The following is a 13,469-nucleotide window of genomic DNA, read 5'->3' on the forward strand; positions in this document are numbered from 1 at the left end:
GCTTTCCGGCGCCGGGCACTTTGAAGACGCGTGGACTTTGTGTTACAAAGTGACCAGCAACTTTGCGATACAAAGTCCACGAAAGGAGGGCGCCATGACTGGGGGACCGGCGTTCGCGCTCCACGGCCTCACCAAACGGTTCGGGCAGGTCACGGCGGTCGGCGGGGTGTCCGTCGAGGTCGCGCCCGGCGAGGTCGTCGCGCTGCTCGGGCCGAACGGCGCGGGCAAGTCGACCACCGTCGACATGCTGCTCGGCCTGACCAAGCCGGACGCGGGGGAGGTGATCGTCGCGGGGGGCAGCCCGCGCGAAGCCGTCGACCGGGGGCTCGTCGGCGCGATGATGCAGAACGGCGCGCTGCTGCCGGACGTCACGGTCGGCGAGATCGTCGCCCTGGTCGTCTCGACGCACGAGAAGCCGCTGCCCGCCGAAGAGGTGATCGCCCGGGCGGGCCTGGGCAAGCTCGTGAAACGCCGCTGCGGCAAGCTGTCCGGCGGGGAGCGGCAGCGCGTCCGGTTCGCGCTCGCCCTGGCCGGCGACCCGCGGCTGCTCGTGCTCGACGAGCCCACCGCGGCGATGGACGTCGACGGCAGGCGCGCGTTCTGGGCGGCCATCCGCGAGTTCGCCGCCGGCGGCCGGACCGTGCTGTTCGCGACGCACTACCTCGCCGAAGCCGAGGACTACGCCGACCGCGTCGTGCTGCTGCGCCACGGCGCCGTCGTCGCCGACGGCCCGGTCGCCGAAGTCCGCGCCGCGGTGTCCGGCCGGGTCCTCAGGTCCGTCGTCCCGGGCGCCACCGAAGCCGGGCTGGCCGCGCTTCCCGGCGTCACGAGCGTGCAGCTGCGCGGTGGCCGCGCCGAGCTGGCCTGCGCCGACTCCGACGCGGCGATCCGCGCCCTGCTGGCGGCGCACCCGGACGCGTCCGGCATCGAAATCACCGCGCTCGGCCTCGAAGAGGCCTTCCTGGCGCTGACCGCCGAGGAGGCCGCCGCGTGAACACGACGTACCTGAGCCTGGAGATCAAGCGGATCGTCCGCAGCCCGCAGTTCACCGTCTTCACCATCGGCATGCCGCTGGCCATGTTCCTGTTGTTCGGGTCGATCTTCGGCAAGCTCGTGGCACCCAACGGCCTGGCCTCGAACGTGCAGACCATGATCAGCCTGGCCGCGTACGGCGCGAGCGGCGGCGCGCTGTTCACCGGCACCCGGGTCGCGCAGGAACGCACCGACGGCTGGCAGCGGCAGCTGCGGCTCACGCCGATGCGCGGTCCCGGCTACCTGGTGGTCAAGGTGCTCTCGGCGATGGCCGTGGCGTTGCCGGTGCTCGTGGTGCTGTTCGCCGCGGGGCTGGCGATGGGTGTCGAGATGACCGCGGCCCAGTGGGGCCTGGTCCTGGTGTCGCTCTGGCTCGGCGTCCTCCCGTTCGCCGTGCTGGGCCTGGCCATCGGCCTGTTCGGCAAGGGGGACACGGTCGGCGCGGTCACCGGCGCGCTGATGATGCCGCTGGGCATGCTCGGCGGCCTGTGGATCCCGCTGTACGTCCTCCCGGACTGGATGGCGACCCTGGCGCACTTCTTCCCGACGTACTGGCTCGGGCGCGTCGGCCTGGAACCGCTGGCGCACGCCGGCGGGATGGGGCTCGCGGTGGTCGTGCTCGCGGGCTGGCTGGTCGTCCCCGCGCTGATCGTCGTGCGCCGCTTCCGGCTGGACACGGCGCGGCTCTGAACGCGTGTTAACTTCCGTGCAGTGGTGAGGGGTCTGCACGGGAGGAGGGCGAGCCAGGTGGATGACGAGCCGTTGTCGGCGGAGGAGTCGCTGAACCTGATCGCCCAGCAGAACCGGCGGACCCGCCGGGAACTGGGCGGGGGCCCGGCGCGGATGCTCGCCGCCTGGGCCCTCGCCTGGATCGTCGGCTGGGGCTTCACGTACGTCACGACGCTGCCCGGGGCCGGCGTGCCGGGCTGGGTCAGCGGCGGCATCGTCGTCCCGCTGCTGTTCCTCGGCGCCGTCGCCTACACGACCTACACCAGCATCCGCAGCGGCCGGGGGATCCGCGGGCCGTCCCGCACGGTCGGGGCGATGTACGGCTACGGCTGGGCGCTCGGCTCGATCGGGCTGATGGTCGTCGACATCCGGATCACGCAGTTCCAGGCGCTTTCGACCGATCAGGTGTCGCTGCTGTGGACCGGCACGTGGCTGCTGCTCACCGGCGTGATGTACCTGGCGGGCGGCATGGTGTGGCAGGACAAGCTGATGTACGGCCTCGGCGCGTGGATGATCGTGTCGGCCGCGCTGAGCGTGCTGGTCGGGTACCCGGCGAACTTCCTCGTGCTCACCGTCTGCGGTGGCGGCGGGTTCCTGCTCGGCGCGATCGTGTACTTCGTGCGCGAGAAGACCGGCCGATGACCGACCTGCCGCAGCTCGACCCGGTCATCCACGCCCAGGCGCGGCTGCGGGTCACGGTCGCGCTCGCCGGGCTGCGCCCCGGCGACCAGATCACGTTCCCGCGGCTGCAGCAGCTGCTGGACATGACGGCCGGCAACCTTTCGACGCACCTGCGCAAGCTCGAGGACGCCGAGTACGTCGAGATCACCAAGGCCTACGAGCACCGCACGCCGGTCACCCTGGTCCGGCTGACCGCGGCAGGCCGGGCCGCGTTCGAGAGCTACACCAAGGCGCTCCACCGGCTGCTGGACGCCACCGGCGGGGACTGACGTGGGCCGCTGGGTGATCCACCTCGACCTGGACGCCTTCTACGCTTCGGCCGAACAGCTCACCCGCCCGACGCTGGCCGGACGCCCGGTGCTCGTCGGCGGGCTCGGCCCGCGCGGGGTCGTCGCCGGCGCGAGCTACGAGTCGCGGGCGTTCGGCATCCGCTCGGCGATGCCGATGGCCCAGGCCCGGCGGCTGCTGCCGGCGAACGGCGTGATCGTGCCGCCGCGGTTCCGCGTCTACGAACGGCTCAGCCAGGAGGTCTTCGCGGTCGTCACCGAGGTCGCGCCGGTGCTGGAGAAGATCTCCCTCGACGAAGCCTTCGCCGAACCGCCTTCGCTCGTCGGCGCGTCCTTCGAGGAGGTGACGGAGTTCTGCGCCTCGCTGCGCGCGCGGATCCGGGCGGAAACCGGCCTGGTGGCGTCGATCGGCGCGGGCAACGGCAAGCAGATCGCGAAGATCGCCTCCGACGAGGCCAAGCCGGACGGGCTGCTGGTGGTGCCCCAGGGCACCGAACGGGAGTTCCTCGCGCCGCTGCCGGTCCGCGCGTTGTGGGGAATCGGCCCGGTCGCCGAGGGCAAGCTGCGGTTCATCGGCGTCCAGACCCTCGGCCAGCTGGCGGCACTGTCCGAAGCGGACGCCGTGGCCACCCTCGGCGGCGTCGTCGGCCGCGACCTGCGGCGGCTCGCGACCGGCGCCGACGACCGCCCGGTGGCCGGCCGCGCCGAGACCAAGCAGGTCAGCGCCGAGACGACGTTCGACACCGACATCAAGGACCTGCCGACGTTGCGGGCGGAGGTCCGCCGGATCGCGGTGGGTGCCCACCAGCGGCTGCTCAAGGCCGGCCGGGTGGCCCGGACGGTGGTGATCAAGCTGCGGCACACGGACATGCACACGGTGACCCGCTCGGAGACGATCTCGGCGCCGACGGACGACCTGGCCGAGCTGTCGGCGACGGCGGAGCGCCTGCTGATCGACCCGGCGGAGTTCGGCGGCGTCCGGCTGGCGGGCGTCGCGTACAGCGGGCTTTCGGTGCCGCACCAGGACGCGCTGTTCACCCTGGCCGCTCCTTCGGCGCCCACGGTGGTGTCTTCCGCGCCGGCGCCGGCCCCCGCGGCGCCTTCGGAGTGGCGCCAGGGCGACGACGTGGTCCACGCGGAGTTCGGCACGGGGTGGGTCCAGGGCGCGGGCCACGGCCGGGTGACGGTCCGGTTCGAGCACCGGTCCTCCGGCCCGGGCGTGGCCCGCACCTTCCCCCAGACCGATCCGGCCCTGACCCGCGGTGATCCCGGCGACTGCCTGCGCTGACCCGGGGGCTACTCGGCCGAGCAGCCCTGCAGCTTCGCCACTTCCTGGCCAGCCAGGAGGAACGCGCCGACGCCGTAGGCCGCGGTGTCCGTCGAGCGAGCGGTGGCCGGGCGGTCGCCGACCGGCTGGACGTAGCCCACCAGGCCGCTCGGTTGCAGGGCCTTCGTCGACAGCGCCGTCCAGGCCTTGTCGACCACCGGGCGGAAGCGGCCCGCGTCCAGGACGCCCGCGTTGACGCCCCAGCCGAGGCCGAACGCGAAGAACGCCGTGCCGCTGGACTCCGGGCCGCCGTGGTCCCACGGGTTCAGCAGGTCGGAGTTCCAGAAGCCGTCACGCCGCTGGACCAGCGCGAGCGTGGCCGCCATCTTCCGGTACACGCGCAGGTACTCCGGCCGCCGGGGGTCGTCGGACGGGAGCACCTGGAGCACCTTCGTCACCGCCGCCAGGGCCCAGCCGTTGCCGCGCGACCAGAACACGCCGGAGCCCGTGAACCGCGCGTCGCGGTACCACAGGCCGGTGAACTCGTTGAACAGCTTGTGCTCGGTGTCGGAGAACAGCGTGTGCATGGCGTCCAAATAGGACGGATCGTGGTCGATCAGGCTCATCCGGGCGAACGACGGCATCGCCATGTTCAGCGCGTCGACGTAGTTCCAGTAGCCGCGGTGGCCCGCCCGCACGGACGCCACCTCGTCGCGGATCCGCGTGCGGATCGAATCCAGGGGGATTTCCGGGTGGAAGTAGGTGTACAGGTCCAGGTACGCCTCGCCGGCCGCCTGGTTGTCCGGGAAGAACGGCCGCCGCGGGTCGTCGGGGAGCCGGTACTCGTTGGCCTGCGCCCAGGGGAACGTCTTGTGGTTCGACTGGCCGGTGGTCCGGACCAGTGCGAGGTTGCCGACGTGGAACGTCGCGTTCTGCCAGTCCGGCGCTTCGAGGTGGGTCCCGTTGGTGACCCAGTAGTTGCCCGCGGACACCATTTCGCCGGCGATCGTGCAGGTCGCGGCGGTCGCCGCCGGAGCCGTGCACAGGCCGGCCGCCACCGCCGCGGCCGCGAGCACGCCGGAACCGCGCATTCCCGGGAAACGCATGAAAGCGTCCTCCTCAGCTCATGGCGGCGGTCATCCGCAGCGAGTGAAGCGCCTCCCGGCAACCGTGTCAAGGTACCGATCAGCGGTACGCCGCAACGGTTTCCAGCAACCGGCGGGCCGCGGACTCGGCGCCGTCGGCGTCCTTCGCCAGCACTCGCGTCAGCACGCGGGAATGCGCGACGAGCGTGTCCGCCGGCTCGCCCTGCGCCCGCAGCGCCGCCACCACCGGCACCTGCAGCTGCGCGATCAGCGCGTTGCCCGAGGCGCGGACCAGCGCCGCGTGGAACCGCGCGTCGGCGGCCCGGAAGTCCGCGGGGCCGTCGGCGTCGGCCATCAGGGCGTACGCCGCCGCCATCGCCGCCAGCTCGTCGGGCCGCCGGTGCCGCGCGGCCATCCGCGCCGCCTGCGGTTCGATCGCCAGCCGCAGTTCGAACAGCTCGCGCAGGTGCTCGTGGCCGTCGGGCCCGCCGACGCGCCAGGCGATGACGTCCGGGTCGATCGCGTCCCACGCTTCGGGGGGCAGCGTCCAGGTCCCCACCCGCGGGCGCGCGGTCACCATGCCCTTGGACTCGAGCACGCGCAACGCTTCGCGGACCACCGTCCGGGACGCGGAGAACCGGCGGCCGAGTTCCTCGGGAACGAGCGGCTGCCCGTCCCCGAGGACCCCTTCGACGATGAGCCTGCCCAGTTCGTCGACGACGCGGGCGTGGAGGTTCACCGCTACTCGGGCAGGCCGACGCGCCGTTCCCCGCTGCGCAGCTGCTGCAGCACGACGGCGATCACCAGCAGGGCGCCGTGCGCGACGTTCTGCCAGAACGGGTTGATGCCCAGCCCGGACATGCCGTTGTCGAGCACGCCCAGGATGACCACCGCGAGCACGGTCGAGACGATCGACCCGCGGCCGCCCTTGAGCATCGTGCCGCCGAGCGCGGCGCCGGTGACGGCCTGCAGCTCCAGGCCCTCGGAGCCGGACGTCGGCTGGCCGGAGCCGGTGCGGGCGGTGATCAGCACGCCCGCGATCGCCGCGACCACGCCGACCAGGGCGTACACGCCGATGATGTACCGGTTGATGTTGATGCCGGCCAGCCGCGCGGCGGTGTCGTTGCCGCCGATGGCGTAGACGTTGCGGCCGATGTCGGTGTACTTGAGCAGGAAGTGCAGCAGCGCCGCGACGATCAGGAACACCCACACCAGCGCCGGCAGCCCGAGCACGGATCCCTTGGCCAGGAAGATGAACAGGTCGTCGCCGCCGGTGTAACCCTGCGCCTTGCCGTTCGAGATCACCTGCGCGATGCCCTTGTAGGTGGCGAGCATGGCCAGCGTCGCGACCACCGGGTTGACCCGGCCGAAGATGATGATCATGCCGTTGACCAGGCCGCAGACGATGCCGACGCCGACCGCGGCGAGGATCCCCACCTCGGCGTTGCCGGTCGAGGTGAACACCATCGCCGAGATGACCGAGGCCAGCCCGGCCATCGAGCCGACGGAGATGTCCAGCGCGCCCAGGATGATCACCAGGGTCTGCACCAGGGCGAGCAGCCCCATGATGGTGATCGCGCTGCCGATCAGCAGCAGGTTGTTGGTGCGCAGGAAGTTCTCGTTCAGCACGCTCAGCAGGATGACCAGCGCGATCAGCGTGATGATCAGGCTGGAGTTCTGCACGCCGATGCCGGTGAGCACCCGGCGCGCGGCCGACGGCTGGGGCGGCGCGGCGGGCGCCGACGTTTCTTTGGTGGGGGTGCTCATGCGCCGATCTCCTGGGCGTCGTCCACGGCTGGTTCGGTTTCGGGGATGGCGAGGGTCAGCACGGCTTCCTCGGTCGCTTCCTCGCGGCCGAGCTCGCCCGCCAGGCGCCCGGCGCGCATGACGAGGATGCGGTCGGCCAGCGTCAGCACCTCGGGCAGGTCGGAGGAGATGACCAGCAGCGCGATGCCTTCGGCGGCGAGGCCGTCGATGATCCGGTAGATCTCGGCCTTCGCGCCGACGTCGACGCCGCGGGTGGGCTCGTCGAGGATCAGCAGCTTCGGCCGCCGCGCGAGCCAGCGCGCGAGGACGGCCTTCTGCTGGTTGCCGCCGGAAAGCTTGCGGACTTCCTGCTCCATCGACGGCGTCCGCACGCGAAGCTCGCGTACGTACTCCTCGACAAGCTCGCGTTCCTTCGCGCGCTTAACGACCCGGAAGCGGCGAAGCCGGTCGAGGACGGCGATGGACACGTTGTCGCGTACGGACCGCTGCATCAGCAACGCGTCCGTCTTGCGCTCTTCGGGCGCGAAGCCGATCCCGGCTTTGACGGCGTCACCCGGGTTGTGCGCGCGCAGCCGCTTGCCGTCGAGCTCCACGGTCCCGGACCGGATCGGCAGGTCGCCGACGATCGCGCGGGCCAGCTCCGAACGCCCGGCGCCGACCAGCCCGGCCAGGCAGACGACCTCGCCCGCGCGGACCCGCAGCGAAATCCCGGTGACGTCGTCGGTCGTGACGTCGTCCAGCTTCAGCACGACGTCACCGGTGTCCTGGGTGACGCGGCGTTCGAGAGTGGACAGGTCGCGGCCGATCATCATCCGGACCAGGCCGGCCTCGTCGGTCTCCGCGGCCTGCTGGACGCCCACCAGCTTCCCGTCCCGCAGCACGGCGACGCGGTCGGCGAGCCGGAAGATCTCCTTCATCCGGTGCGAGACGTAGACGACCGCGACCCCGCTGTCGCGCAGCCGCCCGATCAGCCGGAACAGCGCCTCGACCTCGTGCTCCGACAGCGACGACGTCGGCTCGTCGAAGGCGATCACCCGCGGCGGCGTGGCCGCGGTGAGCACGCGCAGGATCTCGACGAGCTGGCGCTGCGCGGGCGAGAGGGCGACGCCGAGCGTCGCCGGGTCGAGGACGCCCTCGAAGCCGTACTCGGCGAGCGCGTCGTGCGTGGCCTTGGTGAGCGTGCGGCGGCTGAACACCCGGGCCTTCGCGGGCAGTTCGCCGACGAAGACGTTCTCCGCCACCGAAACGTGCGGGATGATCTCGGGTTCCTGGTAGATCACGCGCACCCCGGCGGCCATCGCCGCGCGCGGGGTGTCGAAGGCGGCCTCAGTGCCGTCCAGGAGCAGCCGGCCCTCGTCGGGGCCCTGGTCGCCGGACAGCACGCGCAGCAGCGTCGACTTGCCGGCGCCGTTTTCGCCCATCAGGGCCAGGACTTCGCCGGAGCGGAACTCCAGCGAGACGTCGTCGAGGGCGGTGACGCCGGAGAAGCGCTTGCCGATGCCCTCGACGGCGAGCGCGGGAGGAGAGGAGGACATGTGCGGGCCCCTTCGGAGAACCCGCCACTTTCACGTGAAAGTGGCGCTTTGCGGGACAAAGCGGAGCTTTCACGTGAAAGTGGCGGGGGAGTTCGGTCAGGTGCAGTTGACGCCGGCCTGCTTGTAGTTGTCCTTGTTGACGATCGTGGTCTTGGCGATCGTCTCCGCGGGCAGTTCCTTGCCGTTCTTCACCTTGTCGACCAGCACCTGGATCGCCGAGCGGCCGACCTCGGCGCCGGAGATGTAGAGCGCGGCCTTGTTGCCGGTGTCCTTGTTCGCGGCCCAGTCCTTGCAGTCGAGGTAGGCGCCGAGCCCGACGCCGATGATGTTGTTCGCCGCCACGCCGGAGTTGGCCAGCGCGGTCACGACACCGGTCTCGTTCTCGTCGTTGCAGCCCCAGACGACCCAGTGCTTGACGCCCGGGTTGGAGCCGATCACCGCGCCGGAGCGGTTCTGCGCGTCGACGGGGGAGTTGTCGGTGCCGACGTCGATCACCGGGACTTCGGCGCCCGCGGACTTGGCGAACGCGGCCTTCGCGGCGTTGACGCGGTCGGTGCACACGGTCAGGTCCGACTTGAAGGCGCTGATGATCTTCGTGTCGGCGGCGGCCCAGCCCGCGGCCTTGAACAGCTTCCCGGCCTCGGTGCCGACCGAGTCGCCCATCTGGCTGCCGTTGAAGCCGACGAACGGCGCCTTCGCGCCGGTGCCGTCCTTGATGACGTCGTCGGACGCGATCAGCGGGATGCCCGCGCTCTTGGCCTTGTCGATCACCTGCGGGCCGATGGCCTGGTCGGGGACGACGATGGCGACGCCGTTGGCGCCTTGGGCGACGGCGGCGTCGAGCTCGGTGATCGCCTTGTTGGCGTCCTGGCCGAGGTTGACCACCTTGAGCTCGACGCCGAGCTCTTTCGCCTTCTCCTGCGCGCCCTGGGCCTGCTCGACGAAGTACTGCTGGTCACCCTGTTTCTGCAGGTAGTAGAGGGTGATCTTGCCGTTGGCGGGCGCCTGCTGCTGCGGCGCCGCGGTGTCCTTGCCGGAGGAACAGGAGGCCAGCAGGGCTCCGGAAATCAAACAACAACCAACAACGCTCCAGGTCCGGAACCTGTGCGGGTATGTGGACATCGAGTGCTCCCATGGGGGCCGAGGTCGAGTGGGTCGGGGCAGTCGCGACGTGACTCGTATTACAAAACACCCGTTCGTGGAGCGTCAAGGCGCAGTTAGCGGAGCGAGACCTACTCTCCGTAGTCCCATGGTGCCACTCATCAGGGTGATTTATCGTATTTTTTCGCCCCTGGGCTGGGCGTTGTCCGGTTTTGTCTCGTGCGAATGTTCTGATCGGTGTTGTCGACTGTGGTGGAACTTTCAGGCGATCGGGAGGCCCTCCCGGCCCGGTTCGCCCGGCTGGCAGGATGGCCGGACCACGTGAGGGAGACCGATGACGAAGCACCGCGTCGCAGCGCTCGCCGGAATCGCCGTCCTGGCGGCCGCTTGCAGCAGCCCGTCGCAGCAGCCGGGGCCGGCGCCGACGCCCTTCCCGGAGACGGGCTCCTCGAGTGCCGCCGCCCCCACCGGATCGTTCAGCGTCGTCGCCACCGGTGACGTCCTGATCCACCCGGCGCTCACCGAGCAGGCCGAGGCCGACGGCGGCGGGAAGATCGACTACCGGCCGCTGCTGGCCGGGATCAAGCCGCTGATCTCCGGCGCCGACCTCGGGATCTGCCACCTCGAGACGCCGCTGGCGGCGGAAGGCGGGCCGTACAGCGGCTACCCGTCGTTCAGCGCGCCGCCGGAGATCGCCGACGCGATCAAGGACACCGGCTACGACACCTGCTCGACGTCGTCCAACCACACGATCGACCAGGGCGCCGAGGGCGTCACCCGCACCCTGGACAAGCTCGACGGCGTCGGCGTCCGGCACACCGGCTCGGCGCGGTCGGCCGCCGAAGCCGCGAAGCCGCTGATCCTCGACGTCCACGGCATCAAGGTCGGCCAGGTGTCGTACTCCTTCGGCTTCAACGGCATCAAGGTGCCGGCCGGGAAACCGTGGCTGGCCAACCAGATCGACGTCGACGACGTGCTGGCGGCGGCGCGCAAGGCCCGCGAGGCCGGCGCGCAGGTCGTCATCGCCAGCCTGCACTGGGGCGTGGAGTACCAGCACGAGCCGACGGCCGAACAGCGTTCGCAGGCCAAGAAGATCCTGGCCTCCGACGACGTCGACCTGATCATCGGCCACCACGCCCACGTGGTCCAGCCGTTCGAGAAGATCGGCGACAAGTGGGTGGCCTACGGGCTCGGCAACAGCGTCGCCCGCCACTCCGAACCCAAGGGCGACACGGAAGAGGGCGTGGCGGCCCGCTTCCGCTTCGTCCGCGACGGCGACCGCTGGAAGGTCGGCAAGGCCGAGTACATCCCGACCCTGATCCGCCTGGAAGCCCCCATCCGCTTGATCGACTTGTCGACATCTCCGCCGTCCGACCCGGTCACCAAGGCCCTCCGCGACACGGACAAGAACGTCCTGAGCCTCGGCGCCGGCAAATCCGGCCTCACCCGCCCCGGCGAGTAACAGGCACCATCCGTGATCCCCGGGGCATCACCCGTGATCCCGCGGGCATCACGCGTGATCGAGGAGGCATCGGCGTGATGCCCCGCCAATCACGCGTGATGCCTCTCCAGTCACGCGTGATGCCTCTCCAGTCACGGGTGTGGAGTTGCCCCGGTGAGGCGGACACGGGTTTTCAGGCAGCGAGGGCCTGAGCGTAGTTGGTTCGGGTTTCGGCTGGGGTGTTGTGGCCGTTGGTGGAGTGCAGCCTGGTGTGGTTGTAGTAGCGCAGCCAGGTGAACACATCCTGGCGGGCTTGGGCTCGGGTGCGCCAGATGGCGGTGCCGATCTCGGTGTTGAGGGTGGCGAAGAAGGCTTCGGCGACGGCGTTGTCATAACAGGACCCGACCCGCCCCACCGACGCCCGGATCGAGTGCTCGGCCAGCGCGGTGCGGAACTGACCGGAGGTGTACTGGACACCGCGGTCGGAATGGAACACCGCCTCGGGCCGGATGAGGCCGCGGGCAGTCGCGAGGTTGATCGCGTCGCAGACCAGGCTGGTGCGCATGTGCTCGGCCATGGCGTGGCCGACGACCTCGCGGGTGTGCAGGTCGATGACGGTGGCCAGGTAGAGCCAGCCTTCGACGGTGGGCAGGCTGGTGATGTCCCCGACCATTCGCAGTCCCGGCGCCGATGCGGTGAAGTCGCGGCGGATCAGGTCAGCCGCCGGGGTGAGCGGACCGGCCGCGGGCCGGGTCAGGGTGCGGCGTTTGCGGCGGGTGATCCCGGCCAGGCCGTGTTCGCGCATGAGCCGCTCCACCCGCTTGTGGTTCACCAGATGGCCGCGGCGGTGCAGTTCGGCGGTGATCCGCGGAACCCCGTAGGCACTGCGGTGTTCAGCATGAATCTTCGCGATCAAGGTGACCAGCTCGGCTTCGGCTTCCGCCCGCCGGGCACGGACGGCCTCGGCGGCGACCCACTCATGGAACCCTTGCCGGCGCAAGCCCAGGACCTGGCACAACCGCTTCACGCCGTAGGTGGCGCGGTGTTCGGAGATGAACCGGTAGCGGTAGATCATCGATCCATCTCGCGCGCAAAATAGGCGGCCGCTTTGCGCAGGATCTCCTGCTCTTTCTCCAGCTCAGCGACCCGCTTACGCAACCGCTGCAGCTCCTGGGCCTCGGCCGGGTCCTCCACCGGTCCGGCCTCGGCGGCCTGCTTGGCGGTGTTCACCCACGAGCGCAGGGTCTCGTGGTTGACCCCGAGTTCCCGAGCGATCTGCCGCAACGGCCGATCACTCGAGTTCACCAACTCGATCGCATCCCGACGGAACTGCTCCGGATACTTCGACCTGGAAGACATCAGGACATCCTCCCTCCAGACCACTGTCTGGATTCAAGGTGTCCGGCCCCACGGGGCAACTCCACGTGAAACCCTTTCGGTACGGGGTTCAGTGGGTGCGGGTGGTGATCAGGCGGGCCAGGGCGGACAGTTCGGCGGTGGCTCGGGAAGGCGGGGCCGCCGTGGTGAGGTCACGCAGGGCCTTGGCCAGCAACGCGTCCGCTTGGGCCTGGCTCCACTGGCGGCCGCCCGCGGACTCGACGAGGGAAGCCGCGCGGGCCAGCTCCGGCTCGTCCAGGGGGTCGGGCCGGGCGTAGAGCTTCGCGAGGTCCGCGCCGGCGGAGGTGCCCGAACTCAGGGCCGTCACCACCGGCAGTGACTTCTTGCGGTTCTGGAGGTCCGAGTACACCGGCTTGCCGGTGACGGCCGGGTCGCCCCAGATGCCGAGCAGGTCGTCGACGTGCTGGAACGCCAGGCCCACCGCCCGGCCGAACGCGCCGAAGCCGTCCGTACCGGCTGGCCCGAAGGCCGCCCCGAGCGTGCAGGACGCGCCCAGCAGGGCCGCCGTCTTGCCTTCCGCCATCCGCACGCACTCGGCGGGGGTGACGTCGTCGCGCTGCTCGAAGTCCAGGTCCGCGGCCTGGCCTTCGAGCAGCGCCAGCGTCGCGTCCGACAGCAGCCGGGCGTTCGCCGCCCCGCTCGGCGCCAGCACCTCGAACGCCAGACTCAGCAACGCGTCCCCGGCCAGCACCGCCGGCCCGGTGCCGAACACCGTCCACGCCGTCGCGCGGTGCCGCCGGGTGGCGTCGCCGTCCATGACGTCGTCGTGCAGCAGCGAGAAGTTGTGCACCAGCTCGACCGCGACGGCGGCCGGCACGGCGTCGGCCGCCTCACCGCCCGCGGCTTCCGCGCACAGCAGCACCAACGCCGGCCGCAGCGCCTTGCCGCCGTCGCCGGTCGCCGGCCGGCCGGCCGCGTCCTGCCAGCCGAAGTGGTAGGCGGCGATCCGCCGCATCGCCTCCGGCAGCCGCCCGGCGGCCGCCCGCAGCGCCGGGTCGACGAGCCCCTTGCTCCACCCGAGGACGTCGGCGAGCGGACGGGCCGCCGTGCGCGTGTTCATGGTGGTCATCAGCGACCGACCTGAACGTCGTCGAGTGCGCCGAGTGCGTCGGGGACGAGGACGGCGGCGGAGTGGTAGGCGGAGAC

General features: G+C 71.0%; 15 protein-coding genes and 1 pseudogene. 6 read left to right on the forward strand and 10 right to left on the reverse strand.

Going from position 1 to position 13,469, the window contains the following annotated elements; translation table 11 throughout:
• The first annotated feature begins 94 nt into the window (after positions 1 to 94).
• Genes DV20_RS01530 through DV20_RS01550 form a run of 5 tightly spaced genes read left to right on the forward strand, consistent with a single transcriptional unit; the run spans position 95 to position 4,017 of the window.
• The gene (locus tag DV20_RS01530; RefSeq protein ID WP_043775611.1) at positions 95 to 994 is read left to right on the forward strand and encodes an ABC transporter ATP-binding protein; all 900 of its coding nucleotides are present in this window, start codon (positions 95 to 97) and stop codon (positions 992 to 994) included.
• Positions 991 to 1,722 (forward strand): ABC transporter permease, encoded by a 732-nt coding sequence (locus tag DV20_RS01535; protein WP_043775612.1) that lies wholly within the window; start codon positions 991 to 993, stop codon positions 1,720 to 1,722. Before DV20_RS01530 ends, DV20_RS01535 begins: the two co-directional genes overlap by 4 nt.
• A gap of 57 nt (positions 1,723 to 1,779) precedes the next feature.
• Positions 1,780 to 2,403 carry a hypothetical protein gene (locus DV20_RS01540; RefSeq protein ID WP_043775616.1) on the forward strand — a complete coding sequence of 208 codons (624 nt, stop codon included), beginning with the start codon at positions 1,780 to 1,782 and terminating at the stop codon, positions 2,401 to 2,403.
• Complete coding sequence (locus DV20_RS01545) at positions 2,400 to 2,711, forward strand: transcriptional regulator (protein WP_043775619.1); 312 nt, start codon at positions 2,400 to 2,402, stop codon at positions 2,709 to 2,711. The genes DV20_RS01540 and DV20_RS01545 overlap by 4 nt, the downstream gene beginning before the upstream one ends.
• Position 2,712: 1 nt before the next feature.
• Positions 2,713 to 4,017, forward strand: coding sequence for a DNA polymerase IV (locus DV20_RS01550; protein ID WP_043775621.1), 1,305 nt, complete (start codon positions 2,713 to 2,715; stop codon positions 4,015 to 4,017).
• Positions 4,018 to 4,025: 8 nt separating this feature from the next.
• Here DV20_RS01550 and DV20_RS01555 read toward each other — a convergent pair whose 3' ends face one another.
• The 6 genes and pseudogenes from DV20_RS01555 to DV20_RS01575 all read right to left on the reverse strand — a co-directional run bounded on the left by DV20_RS01555 (position 4,026) and on the right by DV20_RS01575 (position 9,454).
• On the reverse strand, positions 4,026 to 5,102 hold the full coding sequence (locus DV20_RS01555) for a glycoside hydrolase family 88 protein (protein WP_043775624.1): 1,077 nt from the start codon (positions 5,100 to 5,102) through the stop codon (positions 4,026 to 4,028).
• 79 nt (positions 5,103 to 5,181) lie between these two features.
• Entirely contained in the window at positions 5,182 to 5,820 is a 639-nt protein-coding gene (locus DV20_RS01560; protein ID WP_043775625.1) for a FadR/GntR family transcriptional regulator, read from the reverse strand.
• Between the two features lie 2 nt (positions 5,821 to 5,822).
• Complete coding sequence (locus DV20_RS01565; RefSeq protein WP_043775627.1) at positions 5,823 to 6,848, reverse strand: ABC transporter permease; 1,026 nt, start codon at positions 6,846 to 6,848, stop codon at positions 5,823 to 5,825.
• Positions 6,845 to 7,765 (reverse strand): sugar ABC transporter ATP-binding protein, encoded by a 921-nt coding sequence (locus DV20_RS47250; protein WP_407638307.1) that lies wholly within the window; start codon positions 7,763 to 7,765, stop codon positions 6,845 to 6,847. The genes DV20_RS01565 and DV20_RS47250 overlap by 4 nt, the downstream gene beginning before the upstream one ends.
• Positions 7,766 to 7,867: 102 nt before the next feature.
• Positions 7,868 to 8,338: pseudogene (locus DV20_RS47255) on the reverse strand (ATP-binding cassette domain-containing protein); the annotation flags it as partial.
• Positions 8,339 to 8,479: 141 nt separating this feature from the next.
• The gene (locus tag DV20_RS01575) at positions 8,480 to 9,454 is read right to left on the reverse strand and encodes a substrate-binding domain-containing protein (protein ID WP_043775632.1); all 975 of its coding nucleotides are present in this window, start codon (positions 9,452 to 9,454) and stop codon (positions 8,480 to 8,482) included.
• Between the two features lie 364 nt (positions 9,455 to 9,818).
• Here DV20_RS01575 and DV20_RS01580 point away from each other — a divergent pair, with 364 nt between their 5' ends.
• Positions 9,819 to 10,946: a CapA family protein gene (locus DV20_RS01580; protein WP_043775635.1), complete on the forward strand. Its 1,128-nt coding sequence runs from the start codon at positions 9,819 to 9,821 to the stop codon at positions 10,944 to 10,946.
• Between the two features lie 172 nt (positions 10,947 to 11,118).
• Here the strand turns inward: DV20_RS01580 and DV20_RS01585 are convergent, their stop codons facing one another.
• The 4 genes from DV20_RS01585 to DV20_RS47260 form a co-directional block, all read right to left on the reverse strand.
• Positions 11,119 to 12,000, reverse strand: a complete 882-nt coding sequence (locus DV20_RS01585; protein WP_043775638.1) for an IS3 family transposase — start codon at positions 11,998 to 12,000, stop codon at positions 11,119 to 11,121.
• On the reverse strand, positions 11,997 to 12,284 hold the full coding sequence (locus DV20_RS01590; protein ID WP_043775701.1) for a transposase: 288 nt from the start codon (positions 12,282 to 12,284) through the stop codon (positions 11,997 to 11,999). The genes DV20_RS01585 and DV20_RS01590 overlap by 4 nt, the downstream gene beginning before the upstream one ends.
• Positions 12,285 to 12,372: 88 nt before the next feature.
• Positions 12,373 to 13,392: a family 2 encapsulin nanocompartment cargo protein polyprenyl transferase gene (locus tag DV20_RS01595; RefSeq protein ID WP_043775641.1), complete on the reverse strand. Its 1,020-nt coding sequence runs from the start codon at positions 13,390 to 13,392 to the stop codon at positions 12,373 to 12,375.
• Positions 13,392 to 13,469 (reverse strand): hypothetical protein (locus tag DV20_RS47260; protein WP_407638308.1); only part of this gene is annotated, 78 nt, incomplete at its 5' end. The genes DV20_RS47260 and DV20_RS01595, both read right to left, overlap by 1 nt.

The organism is Amycolatopsis rifamycinica (assembly GCF_000695625.1).
Lineage (GTDB): Bacteria > Actinomycetota > Actinomycetes > Mycobacteriales > Pseudonocardiaceae > Amycolatopsis > Amycolatopsis rifamycinica.

What these genes read in the sequence shown, in the direction of transcription:
- DV20_RS01545 (WP_043775619.1), top strand. Translation starts at nt 2,400, where the DNA reads ATGACCGACCTGCCGCAGCTCGACCCGGTCATCCACGCCCAGGCGCGG.
- DV20_RS01595 (WP_043775641.1), bottom strand. Translation starts at nt 13,392, where the DNA reads ATGACCACCATGAACACGCGCACGGCGGCCCGTCCGCTCGCCGACGTC.
- DV20_RS01590 (WP_043775701.1), bottom strand. Translation starts at nt 12,284, where the DNA reads ATGTCTTCCAGGTCGAAGTATCCGGAGCAGTTCCGTCGGGATGCGATC.
- DV20_RS01530 (WP_043775611.1), top strand. Translation starts at nt 95, where the DNA reads ATGACTGGGGGACCGGCGTTCGCGCTCCACGGCCTCACCAAACGGTTC.
- DV20_RS01580 (WP_043775635.1), top strand. Translation starts at nt 9,819, where the DNA reads ATGACGAAGCACCGCGTCGCAGCGCTCGCCGGAATCGCCGTCCTGGCG.
- DV20_RS01585 (WP_043775638.1), bottom strand. Translation starts at nt 12,000, where the DNA reads ATGATCTACCGCTACCGGTTCATCTCCGAACACCGCGCCACCTACGGC.
- DV20_RS01565 (WP_043775627.1), bottom strand. Translation starts at nt 6,848, where the DNA reads ATGAGCACCCCCACCAAAGAAACGTCGGCGCCCGCCGCGCCGCCCCAG.
- DV20_RS01555 (WP_043775624.1), bottom strand. Translation starts at nt 5,102, where the DNA reads ATGCGTTTCCCGGGAATGCGCGGTTCCGGCGTGCTCGCGGCCGCGGCG.
- DV20_RS47250 (WP_407638307.1), bottom strand. Translation starts at nt 7,765, where the DNA reads ATGAAGGAGATCTTCCGGCTCGCCGACCGCGTCGCCGTGCTGCGGGAC.